The sequence below is a fragment of the Amycolatopsis sp. VS8301801F10 genome (genome assembly GCF_046195355.1).
Lineage (GTDB): Bacteria > Actinomycetota > Actinomycetes > Mycobacteriales > Pseudonocardiaceae > Amycolatopsis.
In genome coordinates, this window is the sequence record NZ_CP176065.1 from 713,171 (window position 1) to 729,430 (window position 16,260).

General features: G+C 67.7%; 30 protein-coding genes. 1 reads left to right on the forward strand and 29 read right to left on the reverse strand.

Annotation, left to right across the window (positions count from 1 at the left end; genetic code table 11):
- Position 1: 1 nt before the first annotated feature.
- A complete protein-coding gene (locus F9C11_RS03335; RefSeq protein ID WP_009072347.1) occupies positions 2 to 721 on the forward strand; it encodes a hypothetical protein in 720 nt (239 codons plus the stop codon).
- Positions 722 to 879: 158 nt separating this feature from the next.
- Here F9C11_RS03335 and F9C11_RS03340 read toward each other — a convergent pair whose 3' ends face one another.
- The 29 genes from F9C11_RS03340 to rplV all read right to left on the reverse strand — a co-directional run bounded on the left by F9C11_RS03340 (position 880) and on the right by rplV (position 16,260).
- The gene (locus F9C11_RS03340) at positions 880 to 1,014 is read right to left on the reverse strand and encodes a hypothetical protein (RefSeq protein ID WP_409183480.1); all 135 of its coding nucleotides are present in this window, start codon (positions 1,012 to 1,014) and stop codon (positions 880 to 882) included.
- Entirely contained in the window at positions 1,011 to 1,208 is a 198-nt protein-coding gene (locus tag F9C11_RS03345; protein ID WP_409183481.1) for a CopG family transcriptional regulator, read from the reverse strand. Before F9C11_RS03345 ends, F9C11_RS03340 begins: the two co-directional genes overlap by 4 nt.
- Positions 1,209 to 1,240: 32 nt before the next feature.
- Entirely contained in the window at positions 1,241 to 2,077 is an 837-nt protein-coding gene (truA, locus tag F9C11_RS03350) for a tRNA pseudouridine(38-40) synthase TruA (RefSeq protein WP_409183482.1), read from the reverse strand.
- Between the two features lie 72 nt (positions 2,078 to 2,149).
- Complete coding sequence (gene rplQ / locus F9C11_RS03355; RefSeq protein ID WP_009072343.1) at positions 2,150 to 2,695, reverse strand: 50S ribosomal protein L17; 546 nt, start codon at positions 2,693 to 2,695, stop codon at positions 2,150 to 2,152.
- A 42-nt stretch (positions 2,696 to 2,737) separates the two neighbouring features.
- Positions 2,738 to 3,811: a DNA-directed RNA polymerase subunit alpha gene (locus F9C11_RS03360; protein WP_037368516.1), complete on the reverse strand. Its 1,074-nt coding sequence runs from the start codon at positions 3,809 to 3,811 to the stop codon at positions 2,738 to 2,740.
- A 102-nt stretch (positions 3,812 to 3,913) separates the two neighbouring features.
- Positions 3,914 to 4,519 carry a 30S ribosomal protein S4 gene (gene rpsD / locus F9C11_RS03365; protein WP_037368514.1) on the reverse strand — a complete coding sequence of 202 codons (606 nt, stop codon included), beginning with the start codon at positions 4,517 to 4,519 and terminating at the stop codon, positions 3,914 to 3,916.
- Between the two features lie 23 nt (positions 4,520 to 4,542).
- Positions 4,543 to 4,947: a 30S ribosomal protein S11 gene (gene rpsK, locus F9C11_RS03370; protein WP_009072340.1), complete on the reverse strand. Its 405-nt coding sequence runs from the start codon at positions 4,945 to 4,947 to the stop codon at positions 4,543 to 4,545.
- 18 nt (positions 4,948 to 4,965) lie between these two features.
- Positions 4,966 to 5,151 (reverse strand): hypothetical protein, encoded by a 186-nt coding sequence (locus F9C11_RS03375; RefSeq protein ID WP_009072338.1) that lies wholly within the window; start codon positions 5,149 to 5,151, stop codon positions 4,966 to 4,968.
- Entirely contained in the window at positions 5,148 to 5,528 is a 381-nt protein-coding gene (rpsM, locus tag F9C11_RS03380) for a 30S ribosomal protein S13 (RefSeq protein ID WP_009072337.1), read from the reverse strand. The genes F9C11_RS03375 and rpsM overlap by 4 nt, the downstream gene beginning before the upstream one ends.
- Positions 5,529 to 5,726: 198 nt before the next feature.
- The gene (gene rpmJ, locus F9C11_RS03385) at positions 5,727 to 5,840 is read right to left on the reverse strand and encodes a 50S ribosomal protein L36 (protein WP_004558882.1); all 114 of its coding nucleotides are present in this window, start codon (positions 5,838 to 5,840) and stop codon (positions 5,727 to 5,729) included.
- Positions 5,841 to 5,877: 37 nt separating this feature from the next.
- Complete coding sequence (gene infA, locus F9C11_RS03390) at positions 5,878 to 6,099, reverse strand: translation initiation factor IF-1 (RefSeq protein ID WP_004558881.1); 222 nt, start codon at positions 6,097 to 6,099, stop codon at positions 5,878 to 5,880.
- 229 nt (positions 6,100 to 6,328) lie between these two features.
- On the reverse strand, positions 6,329 to 7,105 hold the full coding sequence (gene map / locus F9C11_RS03395) for a type I methionyl aminopeptidase (protein ID WP_409186802.1): 777 nt from the start codon (positions 7,103 to 7,105) through the stop codon (positions 6,329 to 6,331).
- A gap of 44 nt (positions 7,106 to 7,149) precedes the next feature.
- Entirely contained in the window at positions 7,150 to 7,704 is a 555-nt protein-coding gene (locus F9C11_RS03400) for an adenylate kinase (RefSeq protein ID WP_037712276.1), read from the reverse strand.
- Positions 7,701 to 9,008 carry a preprotein translocase subunit SecY gene (gene secY / locus F9C11_RS03405; RefSeq protein WP_409183483.1) on the reverse strand — a complete coding sequence of 436 codons (1,308 nt, stop codon included), beginning with the start codon at positions 9,006 to 9,008 and terminating at the stop codon, positions 7,701 to 7,703. The genes F9C11_RS03400 and secY overlap by 4 nt, the downstream gene beginning before the upstream one ends.
- A 775-nt stretch (positions 9,009 to 9,783) precedes the next feature.
- Positions 9,784 to 10,230 carry a 50S ribosomal protein L15 gene (rplO, locus tag F9C11_RS03410; protein ID WP_009072329.1) on the reverse strand — a complete coding sequence of 149 codons (447 nt, stop codon included), beginning with the start codon at positions 10,228 to 10,230 and terminating at the stop codon, positions 9,784 to 9,786.
- Positions 10,227 to 10,412, reverse strand: a complete 186-nt coding sequence (gene rpmD / locus F9C11_RS03415; RefSeq protein ID WP_004558875.1) for a 50S ribosomal protein L30 — start codon at positions 10,410 to 10,412, stop codon at positions 10,227 to 10,229. The genes rplO and rpmD overlap by 4 nt, the downstream gene beginning before the upstream one ends.
- A gap of 1 nt (position 10,413) precedes the next feature.
- Positions 10,414 to 11,055 carry a 30S ribosomal protein S5 gene (gene rpsE / locus F9C11_RS03420; RefSeq protein WP_009072328.1) on the reverse strand — a complete coding sequence of 214 codons (642 nt, stop codon included), beginning with the start codon at positions 11,053 to 11,055 and terminating at the stop codon, positions 10,414 to 10,416.
- Between the two features lie 31 nt (positions 11,056 to 11,086).
- Complete coding sequence (gene rplR, locus F9C11_RS03425; RefSeq protein WP_409183484.1) at positions 11,087 to 11,488, reverse strand: 50S ribosomal protein L18; 402 nt, start codon at positions 11,486 to 11,488, stop codon at positions 11,087 to 11,089.
- Positions 11,488 to 12,027: a 50S ribosomal protein L6 gene (gene rplF / locus F9C11_RS03430; RefSeq protein WP_009072324.1), complete on the reverse strand. Its 540-nt coding sequence runs from the start codon at positions 12,025 to 12,027 to the stop codon at positions 11,488 to 11,490. The genes rplR and rplF overlap by 1 nt, the downstream gene beginning before the upstream one ends.
- Positions 12,028 to 12,043: 16 nt before the next feature.
- Positions 12,044 to 12,442 (reverse strand): 30S ribosomal protein S8, encoded by a 399-nt coding sequence (rpsH, locus tag F9C11_RS03435; protein WP_009072322.1) that lies wholly within the window; start codon positions 12,440 to 12,442, stop codon positions 12,044 to 12,046.
- Between the two features lie 106 nt (positions 12,443 to 12,548).
- On the reverse strand, positions 12,549 to 12,734 hold the full coding sequence (locus F9C11_RS03440) for a type Z 30S ribosomal protein S14 (RefSeq protein ID WP_009072321.1): 186 nt from the start codon (positions 12,732 to 12,734) through the stop codon (positions 12,549 to 12,551).
- Position 12,735: 1 nt separating this feature from the next.
- Positions 12,736 to 13,299 (reverse strand): 50S ribosomal protein L5, encoded by a 564-nt coding sequence (rplE, locus tag F9C11_RS03445; RefSeq protein WP_409183485.1) that lies wholly within the window; start codon positions 13,297 to 13,299, stop codon positions 12,736 to 12,738.
- A gap of 1 nt (position 13,300) precedes the next feature.
- Positions 13,301 to 13,615 (reverse strand): 50S ribosomal protein L24, encoded by a 315-nt coding sequence (gene rplX / locus F9C11_RS03450; protein ID WP_009072317.1) that lies wholly within the window; start codon positions 13,613 to 13,615, stop codon positions 13,301 to 13,303.
- Positions 13,615 to 13,983, reverse strand: coding sequence for a 50S ribosomal protein L14 (gene rplN / locus F9C11_RS03455; RefSeq protein ID WP_004558867.1), 369 nt, complete (start codon positions 13,981 to 13,983; stop codon positions 13,615 to 13,617). The genes rplX and rplN overlap by 1 nt, the downstream gene beginning before the upstream one ends.
- A gap of 75 nt (positions 13,984 to 14,058) precedes the next feature.
- Complete coding sequence (gene rpsQ, locus F9C11_RS03460; protein ID WP_009072315.1) at positions 14,059 to 14,337, reverse strand: 30S ribosomal protein S17; 279 nt, start codon at positions 14,335 to 14,337, stop codon at positions 14,059 to 14,061.
- On the reverse strand, positions 14,334 to 14,579 hold the full coding sequence (gene rpmC / locus F9C11_RS03465) for a 50S ribosomal protein L29 (protein ID WP_009072314.1): 246 nt from the start codon (positions 14,577 to 14,579) through the stop codon (positions 14,334 to 14,336). The genes rpsQ and rpmC overlap by 4 nt, the downstream gene beginning before the upstream one ends.
- Positions 14,579 to 14,995: a 50S ribosomal protein L16 gene (rplP, locus tag F9C11_RS03470; protein WP_009072313.1), complete on the reverse strand. Its 417-nt coding sequence runs from the start codon at positions 14,993 to 14,995 to the stop codon at positions 14,579 to 14,581. The genes rpmC and rplP overlap by 1 nt, the downstream gene beginning before the upstream one ends.
- Positions 14,996 to 14,998: 3 nt before the next feature.
- Entirely contained in the window at positions 14,999 to 15,847 is an 849-nt protein-coding gene (rpsC, locus tag F9C11_RS03475; protein WP_409183486.1) for a 30S ribosomal protein S3, read from the reverse strand.
- Positions 15,847 to 16,260: a 50S ribosomal protein L22 gene (gene rplV, locus F9C11_RS03480; protein ID WP_344270166.1), complete on the reverse strand. Its 414-nt coding sequence runs from the start codon at positions 16,258 to 16,260 to the stop codon at positions 15,847 to 15,849. The genes rpsC and rplV overlap by 1 nt, the downstream gene beginning before the upstream one ends.

Sequence of the window (16,260 nt, forward strand, 5' to 3'; positions counted from 1 at the left end):
CATGAGCACTCGAGTTCGCGACGCCGGGCAGAACACCGGTCTCGCCCCGGAGTTCACCGTCGACCCGGCCATGCTCGACGCGATCAGCCCGTCCGGCGACCGCGGCGGCGTCGTCCTCGGTTCCGGCCTCAAGGGCGAGCCGCTGACGGTTTCCGCGCTGCGCTCGCAGCCGACCCGCATCGTGCTCGTCGGCGGCCTCTACCTGGCCCGCCAGGTCGCGCTGCGCGCCATGGCGACCGGTGCGTGGGTCGTAGTGGCCACCGGCCGTCCCGCGGCGTGGCAGGTGCTGCAGCAGGCCGCCGGAAGCCGCGACGGACGCCCGTCTCCGCTGGTGCAGATCCGTCGCCTCTCGCCGGTCGAACTGCCGCGCCCGTCCGAGGACGCCCCGCTGCTCGTGGTGACCGACGGCGGACCGACCCCGCAGGACCTGTTCCCGCCCCGGTCGCCGTGGCAGACCACGGTGTACGTGCTGCCGTACCTGCACCCGCAGGCGGGCACGACGGCGAACGCCGCGGACCTCGTGCTGATGCAGCGGCTGCCCGCCGGACAGGCCGAACTGGCGGCCCGGATCTGGCGGTTGCCGCCGCAGATGATGCGCCAGCTGACCACGCTGAAGGACGACCAGGTCGTCGCGCTGGGCACGAACCTGTGGCGTCCACTGCGGCTGGTCACGACGCAGAAGGAACAGCAGCTGCTCGGCCCGGTTCGCCGAGGCGACTGAAAGCGGGCAGAACGGTGAAGGCCTCCTTGCGGGATTCCGCGAGGAGGCCTTTTATCATTTCCGGCGTTCGGCCACCGACTGATAGGGCAGGGTCCCGGTCGCCGTCGCGATCATCAGGTCGTACGCGTCGTCGTCCGGCGCGTCCATGCCGGAACCGCTCAGCCCCGTAGAAGACGTACACCGACATCCAGCCGAGCCGCTTGTTCCCGTCGATCAGCGGCTGATTCCAGCAGCGCCGCGGCTTTCTCGGGCACGCCCGGATAGGCGTCCTGCGTCAGGTACACGATGTTCACTGTGCCAGGCGATCAAGCAGGGCGGCGTAGCGGGAGCGGCCTTCGCTGGAAAGTTCGCGCACCTGATCGTCCCGGACCCGGCGGGCCGCGGCGTCCGCGATCGCTCGCACCACCGCTTCGTGCTTGCTCACCCCGTCTGCCTCGTCAAGCAACGCGAGCGCACGCTCCATCTCGTCGTTCGACCGCAAAGTCATCACCTGGCCTGCTCTTTTCCGCCCGATCCGGCTTAAAGCTCAGTCGACGACCGCACGTTCCGGGTCTGCTCCGCCCGCGCGGCCAGCAGCTCGTCCGGCGGATAATCCACCGCCGTCAACGTCAGCCCGTGCGCCGGGGCGACCGCGCTGTCCCGCGTCCCGCTCGCCAAAACCTCGCCGGGCCAATCGGTTCCGCGCCGCCCGTCCCCCACGAGCAGCAGGACGCCGACCAGGCTGCGGACCATCGAATGACAGAACGCGTCCGCGCTGACCCGGACTTCCAGCAGGTGCTCGTCGATCCGCGTCCACTCCAGACGCTGCAGCTCGCGGATCGTCGTGCCGCCCTCGCGCTGTTTGCAGTACGCCGCGAAGTCCTGCAGGCCCAGCAAAGCCTCAGCGGCGGCGTTCATCCGCTCTGTCGACAGTGGACGGCCCCAAGCCAGAGTGTCGTTGCGGCGCAACGGATCGACGCCCCACGGAGCGTCTGAGACGCGGTACCGGTAGTGCCGCCGGATCGCCGAGAAGCGGGCGTCGAAACCCGCCGGGGCCACGCGCGCGTTCAGCACCCGCACGTCGGCGGGCAGAAGTCTGTTCCACCGGCCGCGCATGCGCGTCAGGTCCGGGATTCCTTGCCCGTCAACGGGAATCCGGCCCGGCGCGCCAGGCGCGAACGGGACGACGTCGACGTGCACGACCTGACCGGTCGCGTGCACCCCGGCGTCCGTGCGGCCCGCGACGACCACGGACTTCGGCACCGACTCCCCCGGCGGCTGGCGGTGCAGGGCCTGTTCCAGCTCGGCCTGCACGGTGCGCCGGCCGGGCTGGCGGGCCCAGCCGGAGAAATCCGTGCCGTCGTAGCTCACGTCCAAGCGCAGACGAACGAGCCCGCCCTCCCCGTGGGGAGCGGCGGGCTCGTCCGGTTCAGACAGTGCCGGCAGGACTCAGTCCTTCTTGGCGTCGGCGTCGCCCTCGGAGGCAGCGGCCTCGTCAGCGGCCGGAGCCTCTTCGGCAGCCGGGGCCTCTTCGGTCGCGGCGGGAGCCTCAGCGGCTTCCTCGGCGACCGGAGCGGCGGCGACCTCGTCCTTGGCGAACTTGGTCTTGCGGGCCCGCTCGGCCTCGGACGTCACGGTCTTCTCCGCGACCAGTTCGATGACGGCCATGGCGGCGTTGTCGCCCTTGCGCGGCATCGTCTTGGTGATGCGGGTGTACCCGCCGGCGCGCTCCGCGAAGTGCGGACCGATCTCGGCGAACAGCTTGTGCACGACGTCCTTGTCCCGGACGACCTTCTGCACCAGGCGACGGTTGTGCAGGTCGCCCCGCTTCGCCTTGGTGATCAGCTTCTCAGCCAGCGGGCGGACCCGCTTGGCCTTCGCCTCGGTCGTCGTGATCTTGCCGTGCTCGAACAGCTGAGTGGCCAGGTTGGCCAGGATCAGCCGCTCGTGCGCGGCGGACCCGCCGAGCCGGGCTCCCTTGGTAGGGGTGGGCATGACTTTCTCCTAGTTCAGCTCACAGCGTCCGGGCACGAGGCCTCAGAGCTGCTCGGTCTCTGCGTAGTCCTGGCCATCGTCGTGGCCGTCGTCCGAAATCCCGCCGCCGATGCCGGCGACCCCTTCCGACCAGCCCTCGCCGTCGTAGCTGGTGGCAGCCGCGGACGGGTCGAACCCGGGCGGGCTGTCCTTCAGCGCGAGGCCGAGGCCGACGAGCTTCAGCTTGACCTCGTCGATCGACTTGGCGCCGAAGTTGCGGATGTCGAGAAGGTCCGCCTCGCTGCGCGAGACCAGCTCGCCCACCGTGTGGATGCCTTCGCGCTTCAGGCAGTTGTACGACCGGACGGTGAGGTCCAGGTCCTCGATCGGCATCGCGTAGGCGGCGATGGTGTCCGCCTCCTGCGGCGACGGGCCGATCTCGATGCCCTCGGCGTCGACGTTCAGCTCGCGGGCGAGACCGAACAGCTCCACCAGCGTCTTGCCCGCCGAGGCCACCGCGTCGCGCGCGGTGATCGACGGCTTGGTCTCGACGTCCAGGATCAGCTTGTCGAAGTCGGTGCGCTGCTCGACACGGGTCGCCTCGACCTTGTACGTCACCTTCAGCACCGGCGAGTAGATCGAGTCGACCGGGATCCGGCCGATCTCCGCGCCCGCCTGCTTGTTCTGCAGGGCCGGAACGTAACCGCGGCCGCGCTCGACGACCAGCTCGATCTCGAGCTTGCCCTTGCCGTTCAGCGACGCGATGTGCAGATCCGGGTTGTGCACGGTGACGCCCGCGGGCGGCACGATGTCGGCGGCCGTGACCTCACCCGGGCCCTGCTTGCGCAGGTACATGGTGACCGGCTCGTCCTCTTCCGAGGACACGACCAGTTCCTTCAGGTTCAGGATGATGTCGGTGACGTCTTCCTTCACCCCGGGAACGGTGGTGAATTCGTGCAGCACGCCGTCGATGCGGATGCTCGTCACGGCCGCGCCCGGGATGGACGACAGCAGCGTGCGCCGCAGCGAGTTGCCGAGCGTGTAGCCGAAGCCGGGCTCCAGCGGTTCGATGGTGAACCGGGAGCGGGTCTCGTTGACCGTCTCTTCGCTGAGAGCCGGCCGCTGGGAAATCAGCATTCCTTAATTCCTTTCCAGACGACGCCCGCCATATGACGTCGAAGGGATGGCGTGGCGGCGGCGCACTGGACGCCGCCGCCCGTAACCAGTCGCAGAGACCGGTTACTTCGAGTAAAGCTCGACGATCAGCTGTTCCTGGACCGGAACGTCGATCTGCGCGCGCTCCGGCAGCTGGTGGACCAGCACGCGGAGGTTCGACGGGACGACCTGCAGCCACGCCGGAACCGGACGCTCGCCGAAGGACTCCTTGGCCGCGACGAAGGGCAGCATGCCCATCGACTTCGGCCGCACGTCGATGATGTCCCACTTGGTCACCTGGTAGGACGGCACGTTGACCTTGACGCCGTTGACCAGGAAGTGGCCGTGGCTCACCAGCTGCCGCGCCTGACGGCGGGTGCGGGCGATGCCGGCGCGGTAGATCACGTTGTCCAGCCGGGACTCGAGGATCTGCAGCAGGTTCTCACCGGTCTTGCCCGGACGCCGGACGGCTTCCTTGTAGTACCGGACGAACTGGCGCTCGAGAACGCCGTAGGTGTAGCGAGCCTTCTGCTTCTCCTGCGACTGCAGGAGGTACTCGGACTCCTTGATGCGCCCGCGGCCGTGCTGGCCCGGCGGGTAGGGGCGACGTTCGAACGCCTGGTCGCCGCCGATGAGGTCAACCTTGAGGCGACGCGAAATACGCGTCGCGGGGCCGGTGTAACGAGCCATTTCTTAGTACTCCTCCCCGTTCCTCAGACCCGGCGCCGCTTGGGCGGGCGGCAGCCGTTGTGAGGCTGCGGGGTCACGTCCTGGATGGTGCCGACCTCGAGGCCGGCCGCCTGCAGCGAGCGGATCGCCGTCTCGCGGCCCGAACCCGGGCCCTTCACGAAAACGTCGACCTTCTTCATGCCGTGCTCGGCCGCCTTGCGGGCGGCGTTCTCGGCGGCCATCTGCGCGGCGAACGGGGTCGACTTGCGCGAGCCCTTGAAGCCCACGTGGCCGCTGGAGGCCCACGCGATCACGGCGCCGGTCGGGTCCGTGATGGAGACGATGGTGTTGTTGAAGGTGCTCTTGATGTGCGCGTGACCGTGCGCGACATTCTTCTTTTCCTTGCGGCGGACCTTCTTGGCCCCCGCAGTGCGGCTCTTGGGTGGCATTGTCTGAGGGTTCTCCTGTTAACGCGCGTTCTCTTGGTGAGCGGCGACGGCTTCCTGCTGCCCGCGGCGGATGATGGATCCGGCGTCGGTGTAGAGGTTCCGCAGCGCCATCGGGCGGGCGTAGAGCGCCTTGGGCGAGACACAAGCCGTGGAGCGACGGACGGAACCGCCCATGCGAACGACCTTCTTGCCCTGGGTGCTCACTTCTTGCCAGCCTTCTTCTTGCCGGCGACCGTCTTCTTCGGGCCCTTGCGGGTGCGGGCGTTGGTCTTGGTGCGCTGTCCGCGCACCGGCAGACCGCGACGCCAGCGCAGACCCTGGTAGGTCCCGATCTCGATCTTGCGCCGGATGTCGGCGTTCACCTCACGGCGAAGGTCACCCTCGACCTTGAAGTTTTCGTCGATGTAGTCCTTCAGCTTGACGAGATCCTCGTCGCTGAGGTCCTTGACGCGGGTGTCGGCGTTCAGCTCGGCAGCAGCGATCATCTGCTTCGAGCGGGTACGGCCGATCCCGTAGATGTAAGTCAGCGCGATCTCCAACCGCTTCTCGCGGGGAAGGTCGACGCCAGCGAGTCGTGCCACTGGTGCTCCTTTATCGAGTTTGTCTTCAGGTCTGCTCCCCGTCCGGTTCCGGAACCGACTCGCCTGTCGTGCCCGTGGCTTGCGCCCCGGGTGTCCCGGCCCCGGCCTGAAGTCCGGGGGTGCGCCGGACCGCTTTCGCGGCCCGGCAGGTACGGGGAGGGTGGGTTAGCCGTCAAGCGGCCTGCTGCAGTGCGGTTCTCAGCCCTGACGCTGCTTGTGACGCAGGTTCTCGCAGATCACCATGATCCGGCCGTGACGGCGGATCACCTTGCACTTGTCGCAGATCTTCTTGACGCTCGGCTGGACCTTCACGTCTTCCTGCTTCCTGCTCTGCTCAGCTCTGGCGTGATCACTTGTAGCGGTAGACGATGCGACCACGGGAGAGGTCGTAGGGCGACAGCTCCACGACAACCCTGTCTTCGGGCAGGATGCGGATGTAGTGCTGCCGCATCTTGCCGCTGATGTGTGCCAGGACCTTGTGGCCGTTCTCCAACTCGACGCGGAACATCGCGTTGGGGAGCGGCTCGACCACGCGGCCTTCGACCTCGATGGCCCCGTCTTTCTTAGCCATGTCCTCCGCAATCCCTGATGCACGCTTGATGTGCACAGCGTGATCGGCTTTGAGCTCGAGTCCTTGCTTACTGGGTGGTGCTCGGCCACACTCGGCCCCGGGTCCATGTGGTTCGCGAGAATTCACGAGCATGCTGGAACCGGCGCATGAGCGCGCCGACTTGACAGTGTACGCAACCCGTGCAGTACCCCGTCGACCGGGGGGCAAGTAGACCCGTGTGAGTGGCCGCTCAGGACTCTTCGGGCAGGGTGAGCACCCAGGGACCGTCCTCGGTGATGGCGACGGTGTGCTCCCAGTGCGCGGCGCGCGAGCCGTCGACGGTGACGACCGTCCAGCCGTCGTCCAGTTCGAGGGTTTCGCCGCTGCCGCCGGTCAGCATGGGCTCGACCGCGAGCGCCATGCCGGGCTTGAGCCGCGGGCCCTTGCCGGGTTTGCCGACGTTCGGCAGGAACGGCTCCATGTGCATCTGCCTGCCGATGCCGTGGCCGCCGTACTCGAGGATCTCGCCGTACTCGCGGCCGTCGTCCTCGCCGGCCTGGCGGGCGGCGGTCTGCACGGCGAACGAGATGTCGGTGAGCCGGGAGCCCGCGCGGACGGCCTCGATGCCGGCCCACATGGCGCGCTTGGTCGCTTCGGAGAGCTGCCGGTCCTTTTCGCTGACCTCGCCGATCTCCAGGGTCACCGCGGAGTCGCCGTGCCAGCCGTCGAGGATCGCGCCGCAGTCGACCGAGATCAGGTCGCCCTCGGCGAGCACCTGCTTGTCCGAGGGGATGCCGTGCACGATCTGCTCGTTCACCGACGCGCAGATCGACGCCGGGAATCCGTGGTAGCCCTTGAACGAGGGCACCGCGCCGGCGTCGCGGATCGTCTGCTCGGCCAGCTGGTCGAGCTCGGCCGTGCTGACGCCGGGCCGGGCGAGTTCGCGCACGGCTGCGAGGGTGCGGGCGACGACGAGACCGGCCGCCCGCATGGCCTCCAGCTCGCCGCGGGTCTTGATCTCGATCATGCGCCCGCGGCGGAGCACTTGCAGAACACGCAATCCTCCGAGATTCACGTGCGGTCGCGCAGCGCTTTCAGCACGCGGTCCGAGATCTCCTGCACCTCGCCGACGCCGTCGACCTTCACCAGGATGTCGGCGTAGTACTCGAGCAGCGGCGCGGTTTCCGACACGTACACCTGCTGGCGACGGCGGATGACGTCTTCGGTGTCGTCCGAACGGCCGCGCGACATGAGGCGGCTGACGACGACGTCCTCGGCCACGTCGAGCTGGATGACCGCGTCGAGCTTGGTGTCGGCCTCGCTCAGCATCTCGCCGAGGACCTCGGCCTGCTTGGTGTTGCGCGGGAACCCGTCGAGCAGGAAGCCCGCCTTCGCGTCCGGTTCGGCCAGCCGCTCGCGGACCATCTCGTTGGTCACCGAGTCCGGGACCAGTTCGCCGGAGTCCAGGTACCGCTTGGCCTCCTGGCCGAGCGGGGTCTCCTGGCCGACGTGCGCCCGGAAGAGGTCGCCGGTCGAGATGTGCGGGATCCGCAGCTGCTCGGACAGGGCAACCGCCTGCGTGCCTTTGCCCGCGCCGGGCGGTCCGACGAGAACCAGTCGCGTCACTTCAAGAACCCTTCGTAGTTGCGCTGCATCAGCTGGCTTTCGATCTGCTTCACGGTGTCGAGCCCGACGCCGACCATGATCAGCACAGCCGTGCCACCGAACGGGAAGTTCTGGTTGTTCCCGCTGCCGGTGAGGGACAGGAAGAAGTTCGGGAGGATCGCGATGATGCCCAGGTACAGCGAGCCGGGAAGAGTGATCCGGCCCAGCACGAAGCTGAGGTACTCGGCGGTGGGACGGCCGGGCCGGATGCCCGGGATGAAGCCGCCGAACTTCTTCATCTCTTCCGCACGCTCGTCCACGTTGAACGTGATCGTGATGTAGAAGTAGGTGAAGAAGATGATCAACAGGAAGTAGAGCAGGATGTGCACCCAGCTGCTCTGGTTGACCAGGTAGTTCTGGATGAAGGACTGCCAGCCCGAGTTGCTCTGCGGGTCGCCGATCAGCTGGCTGAGCAGCTGCGGCAGGTACAGCAGCGACGAGGCGAAGATGACCGGGATGACACCGGCCTGGTTCACCTTGATCGGCAGGTAGGTCGAGGTGCCGCCGTACATCCGGCGGCCGACCATGCGCTTGGCGTACTGCACCGGGATCCGGCGCTGGCCCTGCTCGACGAAGATGACGCTGGCGATGATCACCAGGCCGAACGCGCACACCACGGCCAGCGCGACGCCGCCGCCGTTGCTGATGATGTTGGCGCCCTCGGCCGGGATGCGGGCCGCGATGTTCAGGAAGATCAGCACCGACATGCCGTTGCCGACGCCGCGCTCGGTGATGAGCTCGCCCAGCCACATCATCACCGCGGTGCCCGCGGTCATGGTGACCACGATCAGCGTCAGCGAGTAGATGCTGTTGTCCGGGATGATCGGCTGCGAGCAGCCCTGGAACAGGGTTCCGCGGTCGGCCAGCGCGACCACGCCGGTGGCCTGCAGGATCGCGAGCGCGATCGTGAGGTACCGGGTGTACTGGGTCAGCTTGTTCTGGCCGGCTTGGCCTTCCTTCTTCAGCTCCTCGAACCGCGGGATGACCACGGTGAGCAGCTGAATGATGATGCTCGCGGTGATGTAGGGCATGATGCCCGTCGCGAACAGCGACAGCTGCAGCAGAGCGCCGCCGCTGAAGAGGTTGAGCAGCTGGTACACGCCCTGCTGGTCGGCCTGTGCGGTACAGGCCTGCACGGCGGCGAACGAGACCCCCGGAGCCGGGATGGTTGCACCGATCCGGTAAACCGCGACGATGGCTAGCGTGAACAGGATCTTCTTGCGTAGATCCGGCGTCGCGAGAGCCGAGCGGAATGCGCTGAGCACGCGGGGGACCTCCTCGGCGTCGTCGGTCGTCCCAACCGACGATCGGCTTGGCCGGTACGAGACCGGCGGGATGTCTGACTCACTGGCAAGCCAGGAACGCTTCAGGGCAAACAGGCCCGGAAGCGTGCCGCCGACTCTAACAGCTTCGCATGGGCCACCTGCAGCGCGTGTGCGTTTTACGTCTCACCACGAGCCGATCAAGCAACCAAGAGCCGCAGGTGAGGCCGGTCGGAGCACAGATGATCACCTGTTCGGCCCGCGCCGTTAGACGGGATTCCGCGCAACAGCACGGAAAACGCACCCGAGGCAAGCCCGCGAGGAGAACCCTCACGCCCCCGGCGTCCCTCAGGCTCCCCTCACGACCAGCCGAGGTCCGCGAGGGCCACCCTTCACAGCCCCTGATCCCCTCACGACCCACACCCACCGCCGCGATGCACCCCAACGCGACATAGGGGCGCGAGCCCCCGGCCCTAAACCGCCACCGCTGCACCCAACGAGCGAGGCACTCAGCCCCAACCGCAGCCAGCGCACCCAACGAGCGAGGCACCCAGCCCCTCCCCCGCACCCCGATACAAAGCCTCCCTGCGGTTCGGGGGTGCTTGTCAAGGCATCTTTCCCGCCTTGACAAGCACCCCCGAACCGTCAGCACAATTGGGCTTCGGGGTGCCCCACGCAACCCAAGACGACGGCAATGTCGCCCCCCAGGGCGACGAGCCGATAAAAAAACGGACCCGCCCGGAAATCCCGGACGGGCCCGCTCTAAACCGAAGCCAGATCAGCTAACGGTGGCCGAACCACCAGCAGCCTCGATCTTCTCCTTGGCAGAACCAGAGAAAGCATGCGCGGTCAGCTCAAGCTTGACCCCGTTAAGGTCCCCGTTCCCGAGCACCTTAACCAGCTTGCCCTTGCGCACAAGCCCGTTCGCAGCCAGCTCCTCCGGCCCGACCTTGCCCCCGTCGGCGAACACGCGAGCGATGTCGCCCACGTTCACCGGCTGGTACTCGGTGCGGAACCGGTTCTTGAACCCACGCAGCTTCGGCAGCCGCATGTGGATGGGCATCTGCCCACCCTCGAACCCGGCGGGCACGTTCTTCCGGGCCTTGGTGCCCTTCGTGCCGCGGCCCGCCGTCTTGCCCTTCGAGCCCTCACCACGGCCGACGCGGATCTTGTCGCGCTTGGCGCCAGGAGCCGGACGAAGGTGGTGGATCTTGATGGCGGTCATGCCTGGACCTCCTCGACCTCCACCAGGTGGCGGACGGTGTGGATCAGGCCGCGCACCTGGGGGGTGTCCTCACGCACGACGCTCTGGCGGATCTTGCGCAGCCCGAGGGTGCGCAGCGACTCGCGGTGAGCGTGCTTCGTGCCGATCTTGCTCTTGACCTGAGTGACCTTGAGCTGAGCCATGTCAGACCCCCTGGCCGGCACGCTGGCGCAGCATCCGGGCCGGGGCGACGTCCTCGAGCGGCAGACCGCGGCGAGCGGCCACCTCCTCCGGACGCTGCAGGCCCTTCAAGGCCGCCACCGTCGCGTGCACGATGTTGATGGCGTTGTCGGAGCCGAGCGACTTCGACAGCACGTCGTGGACGCCCGCGCACTCCAGCACCGCGCGCACCGGGCCGCCGGCGATCACACCGGTACCAGCGGAGGCGGGACGGAGCAGCACGACCCCGGCGGCTTCCTCACCCTGGATCGGGTGCGGAATGGTGCCGGCGACGCGCGGAACGCGGAAGAAGTTCTTCTTCGCTTCCTCGACGCCCTTGGCGATGGCCGCGGGAACTTCCTTGGCCTTGCCGTAGCCGACGCCGACCTGGCCGTCGCCGTCGCCGACGACCACCAGAGCGGTGAAGCTGAAGCGACGACCGCCCTTGACGACCTTGGCGACGCGGTTGATCGTCACGACCTTCTCAAGGTGCGGGGTCTTGTCCTGGGCCGCCCCGCCACGGCCGCCGTCGCGCCGGTCGCGACGGTCCCGACGGTCACCGCGGTCGTTGCCGCCCTGACCCGGTCCGCCCTGGCCGCCGCCGAATTGCCGTGTACGTCCCGGCATCAGGCTTTCCTTCCATTCACGAGCATGTGCATCAGAACTTCAACCCCGCCTCGCGGGCGGCGTCGGCGAGCGCGGCGATGCGGCCGTGGTAGGCGTTGCCGCCACGGTCGAACACCACGGCTTCGATGCCGGCGTTCTTGGCGCGCGAAGCGACCAGTTCGCCGACCTTGGCCGCCTTGGCCTTCTTGTCGCCCTCGAAGGACCGCAGGTCCGACTCGAGGGTGGACGCCGACGCCAGCGTGTGACCGGCGAGGTCGTCGATCACCTGCACGGTGATGTGCCGCGAGGACCGCTTGACGACCATGCGCGGACGCACCGGCGTGCCGCTGATCTTCTTGCGGAGGCGGAAGTGCCGACGGGCCTTGGCGACGCGGCGGCGGGTCGAGATGTCCTTGCCGACCGGCTTGCGCTTCGTGGTAGTCGTGTCGCTCATCACTTACCCGTCTTTCCGACCTTGCGGCGGATCTTCTCACCCTCGTAGCGCAGGCCCTTGCCCTTGTACGGGTCCGGGCGGCGCAGCTTGCGGATGACCGCGGCGGTCTGGCCGACCTTCTGCTTGTCGATGCCGGACACCGAGAACCGGGTGGGCGACTCCACCTTGAAGGTGATGCCTTCCGGAGCCTCGATCTTCACCGGGTGGCTGTAGCCGAGAGCGAACTCGAGGTCCGAGCCCTTGGCCTGCACCCGGTAACCGACGCCGTGGATTTCCAGCTTCTTCTCGTAGCCCTCGGTCACGCCCACCACGAGGTTGTTCACCAGCGTGCGGGTGAGGCCGTGCAGGGCGCGGCTCGTGCGCTCGTCGTCCGGGCGCTTCACCAGCAGCGCGCCGTCCTCGCCGCGCTCGACGGTGATCGGCTCGGCGACAGTGTGCTCCAAGGTGCCCTTCGGCCCCTTGACCTTGACGTTCTGGCCGTCGATGGTCACCTCGACCCCGGAGGGGACGGAGACCGGCAGCTTTCCGATGCGTGACATGTCTGTGCCCCCTTCCTTACCAGACGTAGGCGAGGACTTCGCCGCCCACGTTGTTGCGCTTGGCCTGCCGGTCGGTCTGCAGACCCGCGGACGTCGAGATGATCGCGACGCCGAGGCCGCCGAGCACGGACGGCAGTTCGGTCGATTTTGCGTAGACCCGCAGACCCGGCTTGGAGACGCGGCGAAGGCCGGCGATGCTCCGCTCGCGGTTGGGGCCGTACTTCAGCTCGACGACCAGGTTCTTGTGCTTCTCGCCCGGCTCGTCGCGGTAGCTCGCGATGTAGCCCTCGCGCTTGAGGATCTCGGCGATGTTCGCCTTGATCTTCGAGTGCGGAAGCACGACCTCGTCGTGGTACGCCGAGTTCGCGTTGCGCAGACGGGTCAAGAAGTCTGCGATCGGGTCGGTCATCGTCATGGTGACCTGTCAACCTTTCTCGCCTGGTTCCCCGCCTCGCCCGGCCGGAACGGTGTCCGGCCGGGTCGGCGGGGCCTGTGGCGAACTGGGAATAGAGTTTCGAGCCTTACCAGCTGGACTTGTGAACGCCGGGCAGTTCACCTGCGTGCGCCATTTCCCGGAGGCAGATCCGGCACAGGCCGAACTTGCGGTAGACCGAGTGCGGACGCCCGCACCGGTTGCAACGGGTGTAGGCGCGCACCGCGAACTTCGGCTTCTTCGAGGCCTTGCTGATCAGCGCTTTCTTGGCCATCTCAGTTCTCCTTGAACGGGAAACCGAGCTTGCGCAGCAGCGCCCGGCCCTCGTCGTCGGTGGTGGCGGTGGTGACGACGGTGACGTCCATGCCACGGGGGCGGTCGATGTCGTCCGGGTTGATCTCGTGGAACATCGACTGCTCGTTGAGACCGAACGTGTAGTTGCCGTTGCCGTCGAACTGCTTGGCCGAAAGACCGCGGAAGTCGCGGATACGGGGCAGCGCGATGGTCAGCAGCCGGTCGAGGAACTCCCACATCCGGTCGCCGCGCAGCGTGACGCGCGCGCCGATCGGCTGGCCCTCGCGCAGCTTGAACTGCGCGATGGACTTGCGGGCCTTGCGGATCTCCGGCTTCTGCCCGGTGATCAGGGCGAGGTCGCGGACCGCGCCGTCGATCAGCTTGCTGTCCCGGGCGGCGTCCCCGACACCCATGTTCACGACGATCTTGGTGACGCCGGGAATCTGGTGCACGTTGGGGATGGAGAACTCCTTCTGGAGCTCGCCCTTGATCTCTTCGCGGTACCGGGTCTTGAGACGCGGCACGATCTTCTCTGCGGTGGTCATGTCAGATGTCCTTGCCGTTCCGGCGCGAGACCCGGACCTTCTTGCCGTCCTCGCCGATGCGGTAGCCCACCCGGGTCGGCTTGCCGTCCGAGTCCACGACCATCACGTTCGAGACGTGGATGGGCGCTTCCTGGGTCACGATGCCGCCGGACTGCGCGCCGCGCTGGGTCTGGGTGATCCGGGTGTGCTTCTTGATCCGGTTGACACCCTCGACCAGCACGCGCTCGCGGTCCGGGTAGGCCTGGATGACCTTGCCCTTGGCGCCCTTGTCCTTGCCGGCGATAACGACGACCGTGTCGCCCTTCTTCACCTTCATCACAGCACCTCCGGCGCGAGCGAAATGATCTTCATGAACTTTCGGTCGCGCAGCTCGCGGCCCACCGGGCCGAAGATGCGGGTGCCCCGGGGCTCGTTGTCGTTCTTGATGAGCACGGCGGCGTTCTCGTCGAACCGGATGTAGGAACCGTCCGGACGACGGCGCTCCTTCACCGTGCGGACGATGACTGCCTTGACGACATCGCCCTTCTTCACCCCGGCGGCCGGGATGGCGTCCTTCACGGTGGCGACGATGATGTCGCCGATGCCGGCGTAGCGCCGCCCGGAGCCGCCGAGCACGCGGATGCAAAGGATTTCCTTAGCACCGGTGTTGTCGGCAACCCGAAGCCGCGACTCCTGCTGGATCACGTCAACTCCTGTATGTCGCGCTGGTTCTCGCCTGTCGGCGAGCCTTGCGGAACCAAGGACTCCGAAGAGCCCTGCTTACTTGGCCTTCTCCACGACCTGCACCAGACGCCAGCGCTTGGTGGCCGACAGCGGCCGGGTCTCCATCAGGGTGACCCGGTCGCCCACGCCCGCCTCGTTGTTCTCGTCGTGCACCTTCACCTTGGAGGTGGTGCGGACGACCTTCGAGTAGCGCGGGTGCTTCTTGCGGTCTTCGAGCTCGACCACGATCGTCTTGTCCATCTTGTCCGAGACGACGTAACCCTCGCGGACCTTGCGGTAGTTGCGGACGGTCTTCTCGGTGGCAGCCTCGCTCATGCGGCACCTTCACTTTCGGCGTCGGGAGCCACGGACAGGCCGAGCTCGCGCTCGCGCATGACCGTGTAGATCCGCGCGATGTCCGTGCGGACGGTGCGCAGCCGACGGTTGTTGTCCAGCTGCCCGGTCGCCATCTGGAAGCGGAGGTTGAAGAGCTCCTCCTTGTATTCCTTCAGACGCAGCACGAGCTCTTCGGCGGTGAGCTCACGCAGCTCGGATGCCTGTGCGGCTCCGTTAGCCATCAGAACTCACCTTCCCGGGTCACGATGCGGCACTTCATGGGCAGCTTGTGGATCGCGCGGCGGAGCGCCTCGCGGGCGGTCTCCTCGTTCGGGAAGCTGATCTCGAACATCACGCGGCCCGGCTTCACGTTGGCGATCCACCACTCGGGCGAACCCTTGCCGGAACCCATGCGGGTTTCCGCCGGCTTCTTGGTCAGCGGGCGGTCCGGGTAGATCGTCGTCCACACCTTGCCGCCACGCTTGATGTGACGGGTCATGGCGATACGAGCGGACTCGATCTGCCGGTTCGTCACGTAGCTGTGCTCAAGCGCCTGGATGCCGTACTCGCCGAAGTTGACCTTGGTACCGCCCTTGGCGGCACCGTGGCGCTTCGGGGAGTGCTGCTTGCGGTGCTTGACCCTGCGCGGGATGAGCACGTCTCAGCCCTCCGTCTTTTCTGCGGTCTCGGTGGCCGGGGCCGCCGCCTCAGTAGCGGTGTCGCTCTTCGCGGCCGCGGCGGCGCGGCCGGCCTCGGTGGAGGTCGGGGTCGTGCCCGACGAACCGGAACGACGCGGCCGGGACGGCCGGTCGCCGCGGTCGCGGCGCGGCGCGCGGTCCGCTGCCGACGCGGCGGCGTCGCGCTCGGCGCGCGCCTTCAGCCCGCCGACGAGCTCGCCCTTGTAGATCCACACCTTCACGCCGATGCGGCCGAACGTCGTCTTGGCCTCGAAGAAGCCGTAGTCGATGTCAGCGCGCAGCGTGTGCAGCGGGACCCGGCCGTCGCGGTAGTGCTCGGAACGGGACATCTCGGCACCGCCGAGACGACCGCCGCACTGCACGCGGATGCCCTTGACCTGCGGCGAGCGCATGGAGGTCTGGATCGCCTTGCGCATCGCGCGGCGGAACGCCACGCGGTTGCTCAGCTGCTCCGCGACGCCCTGGGCGACCAGCTGCGCGTCGGCCTCGGGGTTCTTCACCTCGAGGATGTTCAGCTGGACCTGCTTCTTGGTCAGCTTCTCCAGCGCGCCGCGGATCCGGTCGGCCTCCGCGCCGCGGCGGCCGATGACGATGCCCGGCCGGGCGGTGTGGATGTCGACGCGGACGCGGTCACGGGTGCGCTCGATCTCGACCTTGGAGATGCCGGCGCGCTCCATGCCGGTGGAGAGCAGCTTGCGGATCTTGACGTCCTCGGCCACGTACTCCGCGTACTGCTTGTCGGCGTACCAGCGCGACTTCCAGTCAGTGGTGATACCCAGGCGGAAGCCGTGCGGGTTGATCTTCTGGCCCACTACCGGCCACCTGCCTTCTTGTTGCTCTTCTTCTCCGCAGGCCGCGACTCGACCACCACGGTGATGTGGCTGGTGCGCTTGCGGATCCGGTACGCACGGCCCTGGGCCCGCGGACGGATGCGCTTGAGGGTCGGGCCCTCGTCGGCGGTCGCGGACTTGATCCAGAGCGTCTCCGGGTCCAGCTGGAGGTTGTTCTCGGCGTTGGCCGCCGCGCTGGCGATGACCTTCGCGAGCTGCGTGCTGGCAGCCTGCGGCGCGAACCGGAGCACGGCCAAGGCCTCGCTGACGCTACGACCCTTGACGAGCTCGATCACCCGGCGCACCTTCATCGGCGCGTCCCGGACGAAACGAGCCCGCGCGACGGCCGTGGGCAGCTCTTCTGCCGTGGCCGTGGCGTTTGACTGGGCGTTCAT

What these genes read in the sequence shown, in the direction of transcription:
- F9C11_RS03335 (WP_009072347.1), top strand. Translation starts at nt 2, where the DNA reads ATGAGCACTCGAGTTCGCGACGCCGGGCAGAACACCGGTCTCGCCCCG.
- F9C11_RS03345 (WP_409183481.1), bottom strand. Translation starts at nt 1,208, where the DNA reads ATGACTTTGCGGTCGAACGACGAGATGGAGCGTGCGCTCGCGTTGCTT.
- rplQ (WP_009072343.1), bottom strand. Translation starts at nt 2,695, where the DNA reads ATGCCCACCCCTACCAAGGGAGCCCGGCTCGGCGGGTCCGCCGCGCAC.
- F9C11_RS03360 (WP_037368516.1), bottom strand. Translation starts at nt 3,811, where the DNA reads ATGCTGATTTCCCAGCGGCCGGCTCTCAGCGAAGAGACGGTCAACGAG.
- rpsD (WP_037368514.1), bottom strand. Translation starts at nt 4,519, where the DNA reads ATGGCTCGTTACACCGGCCCCGCGACGCGTATTTCGCGTCGCCTCAAG.
- rpsK (WP_009072340.1), bottom strand. Translation starts at nt 4,947, where the DNA reads ATGCCACCCAAGAGCCGCACTGCGGGGGCCAAGAAGGTCCGCCGCAAG.
- infA (WP_004558881.1), bottom strand. Translation starts at nt 6,099, where the DNA reads ATGGCTAAGAAAGACGGGGCCATCGAGGTCGAAGGCCGCGTGGTCGAG.
- map (WP_409186802.1), bottom strand. Translation starts at nt 7,105, where the DNA reads ATGATCGAGATCAAGACCCGCGGCGAGCTGGAGGCCATGCGGGCGGCC.
- rplO (WP_009072329.1), bottom strand. Translation starts at nt 10,230, where the DNA reads ATGACCGCCATCAAGATCCACCACCTTCGTCCGGCTCCTGGCGCCAAG.
- rpmD (WP_004558875.1), bottom strand. Translation starts at nt 10,412, where the DNA reads ATGGCTCAGCTCAAGGTCACTCAGGTCAAGAGCAAGATCGGCACGAAG.
- rpsE (WP_009072328.1), bottom strand. Translation starts at nt 11,055, where the DNA reads ATGCCGGGACGTACACGGCAATTCGGCGGCGGCCAGGGCGGACCGGGT.
- rplR (WP_409183484.1), bottom strand. Translation starts at nt 11,488, where the DNA reads ATGAGCGACACGACTACCACGAAGCGCAAGCCGGTCGGCAAGGACATC.
- rplF (WP_009072324.1), bottom strand. Translation starts at nt 12,027, where the DNA reads ATGTCACGCATCGGAAAGCTGCCGGTCTCCGTCCCCTCCGGGGTCGAG.
- rpsH (WP_009072322.1), bottom strand. Translation starts at nt 12,442, where the DNA reads ATGACGATGACCGACCCGATCGCAGACTTCTTGACCCGTCTGCGCAAC.
- F9C11_RS03440 (WP_009072321.1), bottom strand. Translation starts at nt 12,734, where the DNA reads ATGGCCAAGAAAGCGCTGATCAGCAAGGCCTCGAAGAAGCCGAAGTTC.
- rplE (WP_409183485.1), bottom strand. Translation starts at nt 13,299, where the DNA reads ATGACCACCGCAGAGAAGATCGTGCCGCGTCTCAAGACCCGGTACCGC.
- rplX (WP_009072317.1), bottom strand. Translation starts at nt 13,615, where the DNA reads ATGAAGGTGAAGAAGGGCGACACGGTCGTCGTTATCGCCGGCAAGGAC.
- rpsQ (WP_009072315.1), bottom strand. Translation starts at nt 14,337, where the DNA reads ATGAGCGAGGCTGCCACCGAGAAGACCGTCCGCAACTACCGCAAGGTC.
- rpmC (WP_009072314.1), bottom strand. Translation starts at nt 14,579, where the DNA reads ATGGCTAACGGAGCCGCACAGGCATCCGAGCTGCGTGAGCTCACCGCC.
- rplV (WP_344270166.1), bottom strand. Translation starts at nt 16,260, where the DNA reads ATGAACGCCCAGTCAAACGCCACGGCCACGGCAGAAGAGCTGCCCACG.